This window comes from Vreelandella venusta (genome assembly GCF_015689495.1).
Classification (GTDB): Bacteria; Pseudomonadota; Gammaproteobacteria; order Pseudomonadales; family Halomonadaceae; genus Vreelandella; species Vreelandella venusta.
In genome coordinates, this window is the sequence record NZ_CP065135.1 from 2,949,324 (window position 1) to 2,967,952 (window position 18,629).

Below are 18,629 nucleotides of genomic sequence, written 5' to 3' on the forward strand. Positions count from 1 at the left end.
CGCAACAAACATCACTGTTTCTACTCATCATAGACTAACGTTGTAACAACACGATGCCATGATATGTTTGCCGCTTGGTAGGCTTCACGACCTTGTTCCCCCATCCACTTGGCCATCGCACGATGAGTATAGGCTTCATCTAACACATCAGCTAGCGCTTGGGGGCTTGGCTCACAATGCCACCCCGTTACTCCATGCTCGACAAATCCGATAGGACCACCACTATCTGTGCAGGTAATAACGGGCTTCGAGGCTAGCATGGCTTCCAGAGTGATATAGCCATAATCCTCATCAAAAGTAGGAAACGCCACAGCCAACGAGTGCGCATACAAAGTGTGTTTTTCCTGCTCAGAAATATGCCCTAGAAACCGCACTCGATTGCTCAGCTCTAACTTATCTATCTGAGTTTCCAGCTGCCGTCGCTGACTTCCCTCCCCCGCTAGCAATAATGTCACAGGCGTTTTCGTCAACGCTAAGGCATCTATTAACAGCGACTGGCGCTTTAACGGCTCTAGGCGACTTGGGTAAAATACGTACCCCCAATCATCACCACAGACAAACTGCTCTGCCTGATAAGGTGGGTGATAAAGCGGTACTGCGGACAAACCGTTGTAGTGGCTTAGACGCTCAGCCACACGAGGCGAATTGGCATACAAACGCTTTGCAGCACCAAGGTGGCGCTGATCAAATGCTTCCACTTGCGGCTTTAAGGCTGTCAAGGCAGCGCTTGCTTGCGAGGGGTTATAGAGCTCGTAGCAAACACGGTGCTGATGCATCAACCAGATAACATGTTCGGGATGCTGTACACCGTAGGTAGGAAACTGCAGGCTGATTACACGATCAACCGCCACATCGTTTGGCGCACTGAGATCTAACTGTTCGGCGAACATCATCTGACGTTCAATTTGGGCTTCCTCGTAGTGAAATGGCAGGCGTAGGCACTCTACTTGATGACCATAGAGCCTCAATGCCGCGACTAACCCTTCTACGTGATAGTTGGCGCCGCCCGCAATAAAAGGAGTATGGTTGGCCGTCACCAAAATTTTCATGACGCTTTCTCCTCGTTACTGCTTAACTCCTGCTCAGCGCGCTTCAGCATATCCATTATCGCAACCGCTTGTTCTGCCGTTAGCCATTTAGCAGACTCAGTGCTGGATGACTGGTCATGCGACTCAGCATTTATCTGTGCCACGATACGCTGCTGAATATTTGCCATTTCTGCTAACGTCATGGCAAGCGCTCGATGCTCCTCTTGGCGCTTTCCGTGGTGGGCGAGAATGTCGTAGAACTCACCCGCTTCACGCCAGCGCTGTTCATAATGGCGCCACACTAATCCCGCGACCAATCGCCAAGCCCCGCGCCCTATACCTGGAAGAGAAACGAGACGCTGCCGCAAACCACTTAGCCTTAGTAAATGACCAGGCAACTTTAACCGTTGCTGCCTGACATACTCTTGCGCCTCATCGGACTCAAGCAATTCAATCAGCGCGGAAATTCGTCCTTCACAGGCAGCCATCTGCCGATAATAGGTAGCACCTTGTGGGTCTGACGAGCGCCCAACCAGAAAGATATAAGCACGGTCTACAAACATTTCATCATCAAGATGCACGCCCATCAGCTCAGCCAGACGCGGCTGCTGTGGCTCATAAAGTCGATGACGTGGCAGTTTAAAAATAGGTACAAGGCGCTTTTGCCATAGCGTGAACCAACTCTCGATGGCCAGTGAATTCTGTGTATCCACTAGCATTGATTCATCCTTGAGCTGCTTGATCAGAGCATCTATGTCGCGCTCAGGGTCTGTCATACCAAGGGTCCCATATCAAAAGAGCAGTCTAATCGACAGAAACCCGAAAACTTGCTGTAGCGATAGCCTGCCACTTCAAAGGTGTCAAGACTGTCATGCCACCAGTAGCAATCATCCAGATGGTGGTCACTGGAATGTAGTGCTGCAGAAAGGGTGTATTTACCTGGCGCAATATCCGCCTTAATACGCACCACAACCTCGCGCTCTTCGCCTTCTACCACAGACAACACAATCTTGTGTTGATGGGTGTTCTGACCAAACACATCCTGCCCGTAACGGTCACGCAGCAATACACCTAAAGCGACATCATCTAGCGTAGCATTTGCTTTCAGACGTAAATGAATCTCTAAAACTTCGCCACTCGCAATCATTGGGCTTTGACTATCTTGCCCCTGAACATGGCAATGGGTGACCAACACTTCTTGGGTACCAAAAGCACCAGACTCCCCGTCACGTAAATCATCACCCTCAGCCTGTTCGGCCATAATGCGATTGTAGTGATTAACGGCGCCTTCGGAGTCTCCGTCATAAATTAGACGCCCTCCTTCAAGCACAATCGCCCGATCACACAACACTTTCACTGCATTAAGATCGTGGGAGACAAACAGAATCGCCCCGCCTTCCTGCTTAAACTGACGGATACGCTGAATGCATTTTTGCTGAAAATAGCCGTCCCCCACTGAAAGCGCTTCATCCACCAAAAAGCAGGCGGGGTCAGCGTGAATCGCAATAGCAAACCCAAGCCGCATGGCCATGCCCGAGGAGTAAGTACGCAACGGCTCATGGATATAGTCACCCAGCTCGCAAAATTCAATAATTGCGTCTCGATGGCGCTCAATATCCGCGTGGCTCATACCCAGCATTAAGGCATTAATCGTAATGTTATCGATGCCACTAAGTTCGGGATTGAACCCCGTCCCTAGCTCTAATAGCCCCGTGACACGGCCATCGATATGCAAACTGCCGGCATCAGGCATCAACACACCGGTAAGCAGCTTCAGCAATGTGGACTTTCCGGCACCATTACGACCTAGAACACCCAGCACTTCACCCGCAGCAACTTCGAAGCTGACGCCATCCAGCGCGATATGCTGAGTGTGATAATTTTTGCCTGTCAGGGCTTCTTTCAAACGCTCACGTGGCGAGGTGAACAGCTTGAAGGATTTATGCAAATCTTTAACAACTATCACAGTCATCTCCTGAGGCGCTGAACGCTAACAATGTGCGCTGTACCTTTATTACAATGAATCGCGCAAATCCCGTTCGGTGCGTTTAAGCAACCAGAAGGCGGCATACATCAATCCAAGGGTTATCACCAGCATTGTCGCCAGTCCTGCAACGCTTGGCAGGCGCTGATACAGTATCAGCTCACGATAGGCGTCAATAAACTGAAACATCGGATTAAGGCTAATCAACCCCAGCGCCCAAGCTGGAATAATATCGTCAACATATACGATCGGCGTTAGCCAGAACCAAACGGGTAATAGCACTGCGACGCCTTCACGAATATCCTTCAGATAGACGGCCAGAATGGCCAATGACAACCCCAGAGCATAGGTAAAGCCCAGTTGTAGAGCTAGCACAAAGGGGATCGCTAACCAGTGCCAGTCAATAGAAAACCCTATCATCAACAAAAATATTGCAAAAAAGATCATGCTGATCAGATATACCACTAATTCAGCAAACAGTACCGAGAGTGGCAACGCTGCTAGCGAGGTGTTGACTTTGGTGATCATCCCCGCTCGTTCAATAAACAGGTTGGTGATGGCGCTTAAGCTTTTTGCAAAGGCCGTCCAGGCGAGAATACCGCTGATCAGATAGATGCTATAGGTAAACCGCTCGACTTCAGCGCCGAAGCCTTCAAGCCGCGCCCCCATAATGGCCGAAAAGATCAGCACAAACACCAGGATATTAATCAGCGGTGAAAGCAGCGTCCATATCCGACCTAGCACTGAGCCTTTATGGCGGTCTACCAACTCCTGACGCGTCAGCAGGACAATCAACGGCAAGTGCTGCCGCCACCAGCTCAGGGTTTGACGCAGTCGCTGCGCCAGCGCTAAGCGTGGCTTGCTGTTACCAAGCAATGCCATGAACATGGCTCCTTTGGTGGATCATCAACTTCGAAGAGTAATTAGCATCATTTAGCGAAAATGGTCGCTTAGCACTGCCGCCAGCCATTGCTGGCTACTTTGCTGCCAGTCAAGGCACGGCAGACCATCAGATCCTGCCACCTGATTAGCTTGCCAGTCCCGAACCCAGTCCTGAAGTGCTTGAGCCAATGCTTGCGGCGTATCCGCATTAAAGTATGTGGCGTACTTGCCTGCCACTTCACGAAAGACGGGGATATCTCGAGCGAGGATAGCGATGCCATGATGAGCCGCTTCGATCAGTGGCAGACCAAACCCTTCCCCATAGGACGCGGCCACCAGCACATCACTGCGCCGGTAAAGAGTCTCTAATAGCGTATCACTGGCACCCTGAGCCCAGAATAACTGCGTATTGCGCCGCGGGTGCTGCTTAATACGGCGGATCAAATCACCGACCTGCCAACCTTGCTTACCAACGATCACTAGATTGATATCGGCGCCATCAGACCAACACTGCTCCAGTGCATCCAGCACCTGGCGGTGGCCTTTACGTGGCTCAATCGTGCCAACCATCAGTAAGGTAGCCCCCTGGCATTGCGCTAACGGCTCAAGCCACTGGCGCTCGACTTTGCTTAACGCTGCATCAGCGCCACTTGTAGGAGACTTAAAATCAGCGCCAAGGTGAAAATGTTGAACCCAGGGCCGATGCTCTTTACCAGTTTCCCGCTGATCCAACTCAGCTTCGACTACATCAGCAACATGTCGTGATACGCAGGTAATGCCATCCGCCAGCTCACTTATAGAAGCAAACCACTCATTCATAGTGGCCGGAATATGCTCAGGAAAACACTCTGGTAGAGATAACGGTAGTAAATCATGAACGGTAAAATAGAATCTGACGCCGGAGGCACGCATCCGACGCATTACATGCCCCGCCTGCTTTAATAATGGCGGTGCCCATTCAAGTGTTACGTAGCGATCTCCGGAACGAGCCTCAATGGGTACGTCAGGTCCTGGGGGCGTAAGCCCTAGTTGCTCGCTCGCGAAGCCTCGTGCGAGATAAAAATCGTCTCCCCCCCAACGAATCAGCTCAACCCTCCAGCCAGCGGGTGGGTGGCGTAGAAGATGGTCAGCAATGCGCCGCGTGACCCGCTCGATGCCTGTTTTTAAATCTTCCCAAGCGATCGTGCTGACATCAAACAGCAGCCTTGGCGTACATTCATCGGGGGTAACATCTACATCGCTCAGTATCCGAGTCAGCTGCTTAGCCGTTTCAGGTGTTTGTAGTGCCGTGTTCAGCGGCGCATGTGCCGCCAACTGATCCAGGAAGCGCTCATAGCGGTAACGAGGCGCCACTAATGGCGCGTCTATAATCGCCTGGCGATATTGCTCAGCCACTTTCTCTGGCGCCAAAGTTGTCGCTACGTAGTCGCGCCCTGCCTGCCCCAGGAGCTCACGTTCATCGTCATGAGAACACAGCTGGCAAAGCGCCTCTCGTAGCGGTGTGATCAACTGTTCTTCAGCTCCATCAGCTAATTGCCAAATACACTGCTCAGGTAGTTCTGCGCTGCTACCATGAGCATTAGCAATTACCGCAACGCCATAGGCCATAGCATCAAAAATAGCTCCCGAGGTCTCACCTCGAGATTGCGTGCGTAGCTGCACGGCAATATCCGCTGCCTGTAACCAGCACTGATACTCTTCGCGGGAAGCATAGCCAGTAACTGTCACTTGGTGGCCATTGGGGTGTTGCTTAAGTCGACGTGCCAAGGCATGCCCATATTCACCACTATGTTGAGCACCGACCAGCACCAGCCGTACGGGGCGTCCTGTTGCACTAGCCACAGGAAGCGCTTGTGCATCAGCATCACCCAGAAAAGCATCTAACAGCACGTGTGTCAGCTTTTTGGGATTAACTCCCCCAAAGCTGGCAATGACTCGCTCGTCAACAGCTATTCCTAATGCCTTACGTGTTGCTTGCTTATCAAACGGCATCGGCAACTGACGTAGATGAGGAACCAAGTAAGTGGGTGCCAGCTGCCCCAACTGCCAGCGATCGGCCAGAGAACGTGCGAAAGCGGAATGATAGATCATCCCGCCAGCCTGATGAGTGACCAAACCATTCACCGGAAACTGTTCGGCACCTCGAGCATCTCGCGCTGCTTCGGCATGGGCAAGTAACGCCGGATAACCGTGATCAGTGTAGAGCTGCTGGAGCAATGCGTTGGGCTTCAGCCCGCTTTCATTAAGCCACCAAACCGCATCAAACAGAAAGTAGTCGTGAAGTACGACAATACCCGGGTGGCGTTGCAGCAAACCAAACTGGTAAGCGTGATAAAGCGAATTACCTATTTGGTAGACGGTATAATCAAACTCGCTGGCACGCTGACTAAAGGTAGCTGGATCAATGCACTCAAACGCACGACTCAGCTCAGCATCAAGCTCAGGCTGATCAACTACCAACGTAAGCGTGAAATGAGGCGCTAAATACGGTAGGAGTTCCGCGCTATAATTGGCAATGCCAGTCGCCTGCGGCGGCAAGGGTGACACAAATGCCAATGTAGGCTTAGCCGCAGTAGTTGGCGAAGGAGCTGGCGAAGCAACCGTTAATGTTTCACCGTTGGCAATATTGACGATGGCTGCGGGATTCATTGCATTCGCCATATGCTGCACGACAATATCTACCAAAGCATCACTGACTGACGCTAGTACGTCCTCCTGCTCACGTAGCAAGGCATGGCAACGCCTTGGCGCAATGCCAATATTAAATAGGTGCCGATGACAATCGATTAATGCAGCGTGATCAAAGCCAAGCAGCAGCACATGAGCATCAGCGATGTTTGCAGAACCATCCTGCATGAAAGCATTCGAGAACGCAGCCAACCAATCCTCAAGCCGGGTGAACCGCGTTGCATGACGAGCATCGGCAATATAAAGCGTGACATTATTATTCATGAGTGGCTTGCTTCCTACGCCGCTCAAGGCCATCCATCAACCGCTGCTGACGCTCTCCATAACCTTCGATTCGGGTTGACGCAGCAAGATCGCTATACTGGCCCGCCTGCACCAATCGAATAACCCACCCTCTTAGCCTTGGAAACGGGCTCAGCAAACGCTGCCCTAGCCGCTTAAACGTCGGGAAGCTGATCAGCTTCTTTATGATAATGCGCAGTCGCTGTTTGATGGCAGCCTTGATCACGCGTCGCTCCTTGTGCATTCAAATCGTTCACTGGATACGTTTCAGTGATTTTTTGTCGACATTGCGCTTAACTTTTCATCCACCAGCATCATTAAACGCTGAGTAAAGCAGGCGTTACTAAACTGCTCAGCCTGGCGGCGACAAGCAGCCGGTGAAAAGTCGCACTTTTCGAACATTTCAATCGCTTGCCCCAGGCTGGCTGTGGTTTGCTCGGCAAAGTGGATACCCGTGGCATCCTCGTTGTGCTCTAATCCTTTGACAGTTTCCAGCGCGCCACCATCTCCAAACGCAATAACCGGTGTGCCACAGGCTTGAGCCTCTAAGGGTACAATGCCGAAGTCTTCATCAGCGGCAAACACAAAGGCTTTAGCGCGCTGCATAAGATGATGCAGCTTCTCACCTTGCAGATAACCCAGCAGCTCAATATTTTCGTGACCTTCTGCGAGTCGCGTTAAACGCTTGAGCTCTGGCCCGTCACCAACCACTTTCAACGGACGCTTCATCGGGTCCTGAGCAAATGCTTGTACGATCAAATCCATGCGCTTATACGGCACCAATCGCGATGCCGCTAGATAATAAGGCTCTCGCGGCCCGGTATAGAGAGCAAAGCTATCGGTATCCACCGGAGGGTAAAGCACGTCTGACTCACGCCGGTAATACTTAGCAATACGCTGCGCGACATTCTGCGAGTTAGCAAAAAAAGCATCTACTTGCGTGGCCGTAAAATAATCCCACTGACGCAGACGCTTGAGCGTTTTACGCACATAGAAGTTCATTCCCGGCAAGCGGAAGTGCGCATCTTCCAGATAAGCTTCCTTCATATCCCAGGCATAGCGCATAGGCGTGTGGCAATAACATAAATGAATCTGCCCAGGATGAGTTATCACTCCCTTAGCTACCGCATGGCTAGAGGAGATCACCAAGTCAAAGCCACGCAGGTCAAGCTGCTCTACGGCGTAAGGCATCAGTGGTAAACAGTGCCGATAAATGCGTTTAATAAACGGCAGACGTTGCAAGCCGCTAGTATGGATACGGTGTTTTGTTAGCCAAGGAGCGCTATCGTGATCAAGCGTGTGTACCAGTGTCAATATTTCTGCTTGTGGGAAGACCTCCGCCAACCCTTTTAGCACTTTTTCGGCACCACCGTTAACCACCAGCCAGTCGTGCACAATCGCAACTCGCAGATGCTGAAAACGTAGCATAGGGCCTACTTGCATGATGACTGGCCTTTTCTATTGAACGAAATAAAGCGCCATAGCTTAAAGTAAGCATGGCGTTAGCTCCAGAAGATAAGACAAACACAGCGGTAATTAATGTGCGTAAGAAACAGAACTGATTGATTGACCGCCTTTCAGTTTATTCGCGCCCATACTTATCGTTGTAACGCACAATATCGTCTTCTCCCAAGTAAGAACCGGTTTGCACTTCGATAAGTTTCAGAGGAATAACGCCAGGGTTTTCCAGACGGTGAACGGTGCCCAGTGGGATATAGGTGGACTCATCTTCGGAGAGTAGGAAGCTCCGAAGATCGGAAAGATCGCCATGCCCCTCACCCTGCGTAACCCTAGCAGTACCTTGCACCACAACCCAATGCTCTGCGCGATGGTGATGCATTTGCAAAGACAGTTTCCCCCCAGGAACCACGACTATCTCTTTCACCTGGAAGCTGTCAGTCAACACCATAGTGCGATAATGCCCCCATGGTCGATATACTTGTTGGTGCGATTGGGACTCTTTGCGACCTGCCGCTTTTAAAGCATTGACGATTAGCTTGGTATCTTGCGCTTGGCGGCGATCGGCAACCAATACGGCGTCATCTGTTTCTACAATAATCAGGTTATTAACGCCCACAGCAGCCACTAAGCGAGACTCACTGTACACCAAACTATTTTGCGTTTGGTGGAGCATGACATCACCATGAATGGCATTGCCATTTTCCTTATCTTCGCTTGAACGCAACGCGTGCAATGCGTCCCAAGCGCCAACATCACTCCAGCCGGGCGACATCGGCACTACCGCCGCCTGACGAGTATGCTCCATAACGGCATAGTCAATAGATTCACTACGGCACTGCTCAAAAGCTTCTTCGGAAATGCGCAAGAAATCCATATCTTCTGCCCGCTGCTGATACGCCGCCTGACAGTTAGCCAAAATATCGGGCGCATGAGTCTTAAGCGCTTCTAAATAGCAGCTGGCTTTGAATAAAAAGATACCACTATTCCATAAATAGCCACCGCTAGCTAAGTAGGCTTCAGCAACTGCTGCATCAGGTTTTTCGACAAATGCGGCAACTGAGAACCCCTCGCCAAGCTCCTCGCCACGCTTAATATAACCATAGCCGGTGTGAGGCGCCGTGGGAGTGATGCCAAATGTGACTAACTTATCTTGCTGACTAAGTACTTGGCCTTTTTTTACAGCCTCGGCAAACGCCTGAGTATCCTTGATAACGTGATCGGCAGGCATCACCAACAGTTCAGCTTCTGGAGTGGTTTCAACTGCAGCCAGCGCCGCCAGGGCTAGTGCTGGAGCGGTATTGCGACCAATCGGCTCAAGAATAATCTTACTTTTCTTAAACCCAAGTTGCTGCATTTGCTCGGCGACTAAAAATCGATGCTCTTCGTTACATACAATAATAGGCTCGCCGGCACCTGAGACATCATTGAGCCTTAAGGCAGCTTCCTGCAGCAAACTAACGTCCTGTTTATGCAGGTTTAGAAACTGTTTGGGATAGTGCTCGCGTGAGACGGGCCACAAACGCGAACCTGAGCCTCCAGACAAAATCACAGGTAATATCATCTTTCCTCCTTGAGATAAGCCAGTGGTTAGCGCTAACCATCCCGCCTCAATATCATTAACTATTTTTGCAGCCTATCGTTAAACAAGGCTGCAAAATTATGAACCATTAATGGTGTACAAATGCTCAGACTGACTTAATTAGGGCTGACCATTAATAAAACCACGTGTCAGCGTCATAATCAGTATTTTAAGATCAAATCCCAATGACCAGCGTTCTATATAATACAAATCATATTCCACACGCTTTTCCATCAGCTTAACGTCTTCTGTGATACCACGCAGACCGCTCACCTGAGCCCAACCGGTCATACCTGGCTTTACACGATGCCGTTGCATATAGATATCAATATGGTCTTTATAATGGTCGTTATGATCCATCGCATGGGGACGTGGCCCAACAAGCGACATCCGCCCCTGCAGCACATTGTAGAGCTGAGGCAGTTCATCTAGGCTGGTACGTCGTAAAAAATGCCCGATAGGCGTTATACGATCATCCCCATAGGTAGCTTGCTGAGTTTTACTATCTTCATGCTGGCGCATGGTTCTGAATTTATAAATTTTGAAACGCTTACCGTCTAAGCCGTGTCGCTCCTGCTTAAACAGTACAGGTCCTCCCATTTTCCAACGGATCGCCAGGGCAATGGCTAACATGACGGGACTAAATACTAAAAAGAGAACAAGCCCCAACACACGATCTTCAAGCGCTTTCACGAAACGCATGGGGCCATTGAGAGGCGTGTAATTTAGCTCTAGCGAGTAAAGCCCTGCCACTTGGGTAATACGATGGTTAAGCAGGCGAATATCAGGCAAATCAGGGAAAAAGCGAATGCTGGTAGGAATACCTGCCAGTAGGCGCATTAGATGACGAACGCGATTTCCCTGAACAAGCGGATAGCCAAGCCATATTTCATCAAACCCACGCTGAAAAACGTTGGCTTTCGCAAAATCTGCCATTTCATGAAAGAAGGTCGCATCATCTTCGTCGATATAGTGACCAACGACGATATAGCCAGCTTGGGGAGTATCCGCAACTCTCTTTTCAAGCAGCACAACATTGGCCTGTTTACCAATTAACAGGACACGCTTTAAGTTGTGCCCTTTGGCACGCAGGCGTTTTAAATAGCTGTATAAAACAGTACGCATAAGACTGCCCGTTAACAACACGGCCAGCGATGCTCCCCCCATCCACAAACGCGAAAAACTTTGGGTACCCTGTATGGCCACTAGCAATAAGCTAAGCAAGCCAATCGTCGCGAGCCACGTTACTGCATAAATGCCTAGCATAGTATATAGGCTGCGGCCCCGCCATGGCTGATAAAGCCCTATCAGTTCACCAACGGCAGGCAAGAGAAGACTACCGATCAAGATCAGAAACAGGTAGTCATTAGTTTTAGGGTCAATGTGCGGCATTAACCACAGCGCAATAAGCGCTACACTGGTGGCAATTGCCGCATCGAAACAACGCATAGCACGCCGTAACCATTCACTACCCTGGTTTGTTTTAATAACGGCCATAGTTACTGACTACCGCGCTACCTGCGATGAAGTGGACAACGAGGCCAATAGCGACATAGTGCGATTAAGATCGTCGCTCTCTAAGCTACCCACTGCGATATGCAGTGAGATCATATCCAAAGCGTAGTTACCAACAGTGTCAACGTACTTGATACGCTGATCGTATAAGCTGGCCCGAGCATCCAGCACATCAACTAGATCCCGCAGGCCGAGTTGTTCGCCACGTTCAGCCGCGTCAAGGAATAGCTGACTGGATTCAATGGATTGGTTAAGTGCTTGCAAACGGCGCTCTCCGCCATTTAAGGCTCTTATGCGCTTGCGCACTTCTTGGATAGCAAGATTTCGCTCATTGTCGACTGCAGCCAAGCTAGCCTCAATACGTTTTTCTGCTTGCCGAACACTGGCGTTGGTATAGCCGCCGCGATAAATCGGCACGCTCAATTCGACGCCCGCACGATAATCTTCGCTCTCCCTCAGCTCATCGTCGCTTACTCGGTCAGAATAGCTAAGGTTTAGATTTATCTCAGGGTAGTAACCCGAACGCCTAACGCTTGTATTAGCTTGCGCAACTTGTTGCTCTTGCTGGGCTAATAAGACTTTTAGGTTTTGACCAGTGCGTGAAATCCATTCGTCGGGATTGCCAGTGTCGCCATTGAGAGTAACAGTGGTCAACTCACCAGGCGCTGAGCTTTGAAAGCTGGGCGTAACACCCGTAAGGCGTTCCAACTCGCTAAGCGCATTGTCTAACTCATTTTCAGCTTCAACTGCGTCAGAGACTGCCTGATCGTACCTAGATTGCGCCTCCAATAAGTCAACCCGATTGCCAACACCCAGATCAAACGCACGACTTGCTTGGCGTACCTGTAGCTCAAGGGAATCTTGTTGAGACTCTAATAAACCTAATCGCTGCGACGCTAAATAAGCTTTTATATAGGCCTCGCTAACTTGCAATGCTAGCTCTTGCTCAACCACAGCCAATTGAAGCTCGGCAGAACTTACCTGGGCGCTGGCAACATCCATCTTTCGCCAGCGTTCCAAGCTGAAAAGCGGCTGCCGCAGCTGGACTTGATAATAAGTCTCATCAATTTCGCCTGGACGCTGGGCAGGCTGATCTAGGCCAAACTCATCTGGAGACGTTTGGATATTTGTAGAGTCTTGCCATAAATACCCCCCCGAAGCGCTTACCTGTGGCAGCAGCTGAGAGCGCGCCATCGGCACTTCTTCGCGAGTGGCATCTAACTCATAACGCTGACGTGAAAGGTCTGCGTCATGGCGTAGAGCCCTGGAAAAAAGATCGGGCAATGAGGGCAACGCTTGGGAGGCTGCTTCACTATTGGCCAGCGCCTCCAACTCAGCAAGAGCCTGCTGATCAGCAGGCATATCGCTCTGCGCGAATGCAGACTGGTTTAACAGCGCGATAGTAAGTGCAAGCGCACTAAGAGCAAAACGTGGCGTCCGTATCATTAATCCTCCCGGATAGCGCGAGCTAACATATCGGCAATTGGCTTCGCAATGTAGCTGGCAAATGTACGTTCGCCTGTCCGAATCATAACTTCTGCAGGCATACCGGATAACAGCTGCATTTGCTCGGTCATATCCTGCCGCCCATCTTCCGTTACTCTAATACGGGCTTTGTAATAGCGCTGACCAGTCGCTTCATCTTCAAAACTATCGGCACTAAGATGAATAATTTCGCCATCAATGACGTTTGTTAAGCGCTGATTGAAGGCAGAAAAACGAATTTCAGCAAGTTGGCCTATATAAAGGTTGTCGATGTCGCGACTCGGTATACGCGCTTCCACCACAAAACCATCGTTAGAGGGCACAACTTCCATAATGGTGTCACCAGGGCGAACGACTGCGCCAATAGTGTGTATCTTGCGCCCAACCACGGTGCCGGAAGCAGGCGAGTGAATAACGGTGCGGTTTACTTGGTCTGTTAACGAAGTAATGCGCTCCTCTGCCTCGGCTATTTGCGTCTGCGCATCTCGCAGTAGCTCACCCACCTCGGCTTGAAACTCTTGCAGGGTAGTCTCTTTTTTCAGGCGACTTTCGCTGATCCTTGAGCGCAACTGAGCAATATTAGCTTGGAACTCCGCATTCTCACCTTCGTACTGCAGCACTTGTCGCTCTAGTTCACGCAGGCGTTGGTTATCGCCCAGCCCTTCGCGGTAGAGCGAACGGAAGTCTTCTGCTTCAGAGCGCAACGAACGTATCCGCTGATTATTAACGCGAACACGTGATTCAAGCCCATCAATCTGCTCTTGCATTTGAATAATTTGCTGGTCCATCGCATCCATCGTGCCTTGCAGCGATTGACGGCGGGCAGCGAAGAGGCTTTGCTGAACAGCGGTGATCTGCTGGATTCTCGCATTATCAACCGACATCAGCTCTTCGGGCATCTCAAGCATTTCTGCGCCCTGCTGCTCAGCTAACAAACGTACTTCCATTGCACGGTTGATATAATATTGCGATTGGGCAATTTCTAGCTGTGAACGCACCTGGGTATCGCTCAAGATCACCAACGGCTGCCCAGCTTCTACCTTAGCGCCATCTTCGACAAGCAGCTCACGTACGATACCACCTTCAAGATGCTGTACCGAGCGCTTGAAAGACTCCATGGAAACGTTGCCAGGCGCAACAACGGCGACGGCCAGTGAAGCCGTCACAGACCAAAGAACGAACCCCCCTAGTGCAATGCCCAAAATGGCATAACCTAGTTTTCGATAACCTTTATCACTCGTTGGCAAGGCCTCTTGTGCCTCGCCATCTAGGGTAACCGGACCTTGGGGCGTTACATCAATTTCCCTATTGGCTGGAACCTTATCTCTCTGCTGGCTCATGTCGTCTCCTCGCTGCCATTAGCATTTCCACGACCGCCTGCAATAGCAGACAGGCGAGTGGCGTTTTGCTGGCTAACCTGGGGGCGCGATTTCTTGGCAAATTGCGCCAACACTTGATCACGAGGACCGAACATACTGACTTGACCTTCTTTCATTACCAACAGCTTATCCATGCCTTTTAAAACACTGGTACGGTGACTAATAACAAACAGCGTCGTACCTTCTGTTTTCAATTGAGCAATGGCTTGGCCCAGCGCTTTTTCGCCAGCATCGTCTAAGTTAGCGTTGGGCTCATCTAGAACGACCAGGACTGGGTTGCCATACAGTGCGCGAGCAAGCCCGAGGCGTTGGCGCTGCCCCCCGGAAAGCGCGCCGCTGTTAGAGGCAATCACGGTGTCGTAGCCATTGGATAGCTCTAACACCATTTCATGAACACCTGCTTTTTGGGCCGCAGCAACCACCTTTTCAGGGTCAATGTCCCCAAAACGGGCAATATTTTCACTGATGGTGCCATCAAAGAGTTCGATATCTTGTGGCAAATAGCCGATATAGGGGCCCAGTTCGTCACGGTTGTATTGGTTAACCGCCCCACCATCTAGTCTTACGTCTCCAACCTGCGTTGGCCATATTCCCAGCAGTACGCGGGCAAGGGTTGATTTACCTGCCGCACTTGGGCCAATAATGCCAACATGCTCGCCTTTAGCGACGCTAAAGTTAATTCCCCGGATGGTAGCCATACGTGCACCGGGAGGAGCAGCCGCTACATTCTCCACATCAACAATGCCTTTCGGCGCTGGCAAAGACATATGACGCTGCTCGTCAGGTATCTGCGTCAGGAGCTCGTTTAATCGGCTATAAGAGCCACGTGCGGCTACAAAGCCTTTCCAGCCACCGATCATTTGATCAATAGGTGCCAGCGCACGCCCCATTAGAATAGACCCGGCAATCATCATACCGGGAGTCATCTCCCCTTGGAGCACTAACAGCGCACCTAGACCAAGAATTAATGACTGGAAGAGCAAACGCATTACTTTAGACGTATTGGTCAAAGCGCCCGCACGGTCACTCGCTTGTGACTGTTTAGCAAGGAATTCATGATGGCGTTTTGACCAGCGTCCCATAATGCCGGGCAGCATGCCCATAGCATGCAGCACTTCAGCATTTCTCAGGTTAGAGTTGGCTAGATTCTGTGCTTGAATTTGCTCGCTATTGGCTTCAGCAAGTAAAGCCTTAGTAGATTTTTCATTAGCCACCGCAAGCGCAAATAAAATAATGCCCGCACAGGTAGCAAACACACCTAACCAAGGGTGAAAAATAAACAGAATGCCTAAATAAACGGGCACCCAAGGGGCGTCAAAAAAGGCAAACAGTCCATTTCCAGTTAGAAACTGTCGTAAACCGGTCAAGTCATTTAGCGGCTGAGCACTTTGTGCCCCTGGAGCAACTAAACTACGGCGAAACATGGCACCATAGAGGCGCTGATTAATCGTAGTATCTAATCGATTCCCTATCCTAACCAGCATTCTTGACCGAACTAGTTCAAGCCCACCCATCACCATAAAAAGGAAGATGACGACAAGCGTCAGCATGATGAGCGTATCGAGACTTTGCGTGGTAAGCACGCGGTCATACACTTGGAGCATGTACATGGGGGGAACTAGCATGAGCAAATTGACGAACATGCTAAAAAAGCCCACCGATACAAACGAACCCTTACAGGCGCTTAATGCACGCTGCAGATCCGTTGCTTCCTGTTGCTTTGCCATGGATGGGTCACCGTTGAATCAAAGAAGTCACGCGAGGATTATCGCGGCAGCATAACAGAAACGCCCCTGCCTAGGGTAGGGGCGTTGAAGGCACTGAGTGTTGAGTGAGATAAACAACGTGCTTACCCAACAGAGCTAGGTTGCTTCATTAGCCAAACAGCATCATGCTCTCTGCTGACTCAGTGAAACCAACCATAACAGCACCGCGCTCAGCTCCATTATCTAGCTTATCAAGCCAATACGCTTGACCTGCCGCATCAGAAGCCCTTTCGAGTACATTTTCATACATCAGTTCAATATAGGCATCGTTTTCTACACTGCCATATTGCCTTGCAAACTCCTCTGAACCCACAAAGCTATCAGCAATATCACTCAGGCTGACCGACTCACTCACTTCAAGCCAGTAGCCTAACCCTTTGCCATCCGCCATGCGATCAAAAGCGGCATCGTAAAGGCGTAGCAGCGGATCGACAGGAGCATCGAAGACAGCATCGCTGCGCTCACCAAGATTTTGGATTCGCAGATCTTCGCTAGCAGGGGTTTCTTGCTCGCTAAACGGTGTTTCGCTGAACATGCTGGCCATGTATTCAGCGAAGGCATCCTGCTCTGTGCCTTTTTCGGCAAAGTCGAAGAGGCCGTCATCTTCGAAGGCGCTCATAAGATCTATCCGATCTTGGTAGCTATCTTCCCCTAGCGGATAACCGTCGCCGCCGTCGGCCAAAAAGCCTAGCGTAACGACTTTAACAGTCTCTTCAGCACTGCCTACCAGGCGGCCATTGGCAGCCAGCACATCGTTGGTACTGCCATCGTCATTAACAATCACCGCATTTTGGATGCGCTCACCTGCGGATTGGCTAAGATCATAGCTGTACTGAATACCGCCCACCTGGGCAAACTGACCTGCAGTGACACCCGGTGCCGATGCAGCAACCGCATGCTCCAGAACTTCCAGCAGTTTGCTGCGTGTGATAGTGATTATGGCTAGGTCATTGTTGAACCGGAGTGATGACGCTGCATCCAGCTGGGATACGCCGCCCTCAGGCTTACCTATGGTGGGGTTGGCACTTGGCGCTTGATAGGTTGGCTCGCTGTCGCTTCCATCTACGACAACATTACCAATCGGCTCACGGATACCACCGCCGTTTTTGAACGATACCACGACGTCTTCGTCAAGCTGCTTGGCATACCAGAGGTTGGCATCCGCAGTTAGATTACCCAAATTGGTTTCTTCGGTGCGCACCGCTGCCCGCTCGCCTACTAAGTATACATCGGTCAAACCAAGGATATTGCCGTCTTGCTCAGCAACAAACTCACCCACCGAGCCGACTAAATCATTAGCAATATTACCTTTAGTGCCTTCGGCGAAGGCGCTTACCAGGTCTCCCCACAGCGCTTCTACCTGCTCATCGGTAGAGGCGTAAATACCAGAAGAGTTTTCATCGATGGAGTCAGCAATCACACGACCCTGTTCGTCAAACTCTACCACCAGTTCGGCAACATAGCGCCAGCCCCCGTCGGTATTAACGACGACTACATCGTTACCTGCAGCATCTTGAGTAACGATGGGGTAAGTGTCATAGGGCTCGCCTGCCCCTGGGAATAAGCCACGATCCTGGTCTTCTTGATCTGCCAGAAGACTATTGGAACCACCCGCTATCACGATATCGACGCCGTCCAGCAGTGTCGCCAACTCTTCTTCAAACTGAATTTGCTGTAGGTGCGAGCTGAGGATTATTTTATTGACGCCCTGCGCTTCAAGGTCATCAATAATGGGCTGAATAAGCTTGGCCAGAGCTTGCATGTCATTGCTGCCACCGGTCAGCACATTGACATCGCCAGGTGAAGAGATGCTCTCCAGAATTTGGGTAGTCACGCCAATAATGCCGATCTTCTCTCCGCCACGCTCAGCAATGACCGCCGGAGCTAGCTTAGGCTTATTAGCGCCCGCCAACAGCTCTTCCAAGGTGGCTTGAAAGGCGTCTTGGCTTAATATTTCCTCGGTCGCTAAACCACTTAGAGCGGAATCGCCCGAGAAGTCTAGGTTGGCAGACAGATAAGGAAACTGAGCGCCTAGCCACTCAGCGTCTGCCGTAGAACCGCCGTTCACGACCGATGCAATCATTGCTTCGATCAGCCCGGTACCCAAATCAAACTCATGATTGCCCAGTGTCACGGCCGCCGCGTCTGCCAGATCCATCAATAGAGTCTCAACGCGCCCAGAAGCTGCCGTGATGCCGCTCATGGAGCCAGCTTCCAGCCCATAAATCTCTTCAACCGCTGTTTGGAAGGCTGCCTGCAGGCTTGAATCAGCGGCAGCGTTCAAGTATGGCCCAGGCAACACCAAATCTCCCGAGCTGACAAACAGCGAGTTAGCGTATTGGTCTTCTAAGTGATCCACGATAGAGATGAAATTGGGTGCATTAAGCAGGTCTCCCCCACCCCCCTCCATATCGGCTGCGTGCAGGAGCTGAAGTTGGAAGTTACTCATGGCGATTCCCTTTTTTAATCGATGGAGAAAATAGGCAAACATGAGATTACGCAGCTAGCCATTGCAAACACATGACGCTTTAAAGAAAAAGTATTTTCACGCTGCTATAAAACTGTCCTCATATAAGCATC

General features: G+C 50.7%; 13 protein-coding genes. All 13 read right to left on the minus strand.

The genetic code is table 11. The features are described from left to right. Positions 1 to 20: 20 nt before the first annotated feature. The 13 genes from IR195_RS14000 to IR195_RS14060 all read right to left on the minus strand — a co-directional run bounded on the left by IR195_RS14000 (position 21) and on the right by IR195_RS14060 (position 18,498). Positions 21 to 1,049, minus strand: a complete 1,029-nt coding sequence (locus IR195_RS14000) for a glycosyltransferase family 4 protein (protein WP_206047870.1) — start codon at positions 1,047 to 1,049, stop codon at positions 21 to 23. Then, the gene (locus IR195_RS14005; RefSeq protein WP_206047871.1) at positions 1,046 to 1,804 is read right to left on the minus strand and encodes a DUF4214 domain-containing protein; all 759 of its coding nucleotides are present in this window, start codon (positions 1,802 to 1,804) and stop codon (positions 1,046 to 1,048) included. Before IR195_RS14005 ends, IR195_RS14000 begins: the two co-directional genes overlap by 4 nt. Further along, positions 1,801 to 2,994, minus strand: coding sequence for an ABC transporter ATP-binding protein (locus IR195_RS14010; RefSeq protein WP_125750043.1), 1,194 nt, complete (start codon positions 2,992 to 2,994; stop codon positions 1,801 to 1,803). Before IR195_RS14010 ends, IR195_RS14005 begins: the two co-directional genes overlap by 4 nt. Before the next feature lie 48 nt (positions 2,995 to 3,042). After that, the gene (locus IR195_RS14015; RefSeq protein ID WP_241006728.1) at positions 3,043 to 3,894 is read right to left on the minus strand and encodes an ABC transporter permease; all 852 of its coding nucleotides are present in this window, start codon (positions 3,892 to 3,894) and stop codon (positions 3,043 to 3,045) included. 51 nt (positions 3,895 to 3,945) lie between these two features. Continuing rightward, positions 3,946 to 6,846 carry a glycosyltransferase gene (locus IR195_RS14020; RefSeq protein ID WP_206047873.1) on the minus strand — a complete coding sequence of 967 codons (2,901 nt, stop codon included), beginning with the start codon at positions 6,844 to 6,846 and terminating at the stop codon, positions 3,946 to 3,948. Continuing rightward, the gene (locus tag IR195_RS14025) at positions 6,839 to 7,090 is read right to left on the minus strand and encodes a hypothetical protein (protein ID WP_125750052.1); all 252 of its coding nucleotides are present in this window, start codon (positions 7,088 to 7,090) and stop codon (positions 6,839 to 6,841) included. Before IR195_RS14025 ends, IR195_RS14020 begins: the two co-directional genes overlap by 8 nt. A gap of 41 nt (positions 7,091 to 7,131) precedes the next feature. Beyond that, positions 7,132 to 8,307, minus strand: a complete 1,176-nt coding sequence (locus tag IR195_RS14030) for a glycosyltransferase (protein WP_241006729.1) — start codon at positions 8,305 to 8,307, stop codon at positions 7,132 to 7,134. A 139-nt stretch (positions 8,308 to 8,446) separates the two neighbouring features. Beyond that, on the minus strand, positions 8,447 to 9,886 hold the full coding sequence (locus IR195_RS14035; protein WP_206047874.1) for a mannose-1-phosphate guanylyltransferase/mannose-6-phosphate isomerase: 1,440 nt from the start codon (positions 9,884 to 9,886) through the stop codon (positions 8,447 to 8,449). 138 nt (positions 9,887 to 10,024) lie between these two features. After that, the gene (locus tag IR195_RS14040; protein ID WP_241006730.1) at positions 10,025 to 11,401 is read right to left on the minus strand and encodes an undecaprenyl-phosphate glucose phosphotransferase; all 1,377 of its coding nucleotides are present in this window, start codon (positions 11,399 to 11,401) and stop codon (positions 10,025 to 10,027) included. A 9-nt stretch (positions 11,402 to 11,410) separates the two neighbouring features. Beyond that, positions 11,411 to 12,865 (minus strand): TolC family outer membrane protein, encoded by a 1,455-nt coding sequence (locus tag IR195_RS14045; RefSeq protein WP_206047875.1) that lies wholly within the window; start codon positions 12,863 to 12,865, stop codon positions 11,411 to 11,413. Then, positions 12,865 to 14,244: an HlyD family type I secretion periplasmic adaptor subunit gene (locus IR195_RS14050; RefSeq protein WP_125750061.1), complete on the minus strand. Its 1,380-nt coding sequence runs from the start codon at positions 14,242 to 14,244 to the stop codon at positions 12,865 to 12,867. The genes IR195_RS14045 and IR195_RS14050 overlap by 1 nt, the downstream gene beginning before the upstream one ends. Then, positions 14,241 to 16,010: a type I secretion system permease/ATPase gene (locus IR195_RS14055; RefSeq protein WP_125750064.1), complete on the minus strand. Its 1,770-nt coding sequence runs from the start codon at positions 16,008 to 16,010 to the stop codon at positions 14,241 to 14,243. Before IR195_RS14055 ends, IR195_RS14050 begins: the two co-directional genes overlap by 4 nt. A 148-nt stretch (positions 16,011 to 16,158) precedes the next feature. Next, positions 16,159 to 18,498 carry a DUF4214 domain-containing protein gene (locus IR195_RS14060; protein WP_206047876.1) on the minus strand — a complete coding sequence of 780 codons (2,340 nt, stop codon included), beginning with the start codon at positions 18,496 to 18,498 and terminating at the stop codon, positions 16,159 to 16,161. Between the last annotated feature and the right edge of the window lie 131 nt (positions 18,499 to 18,629).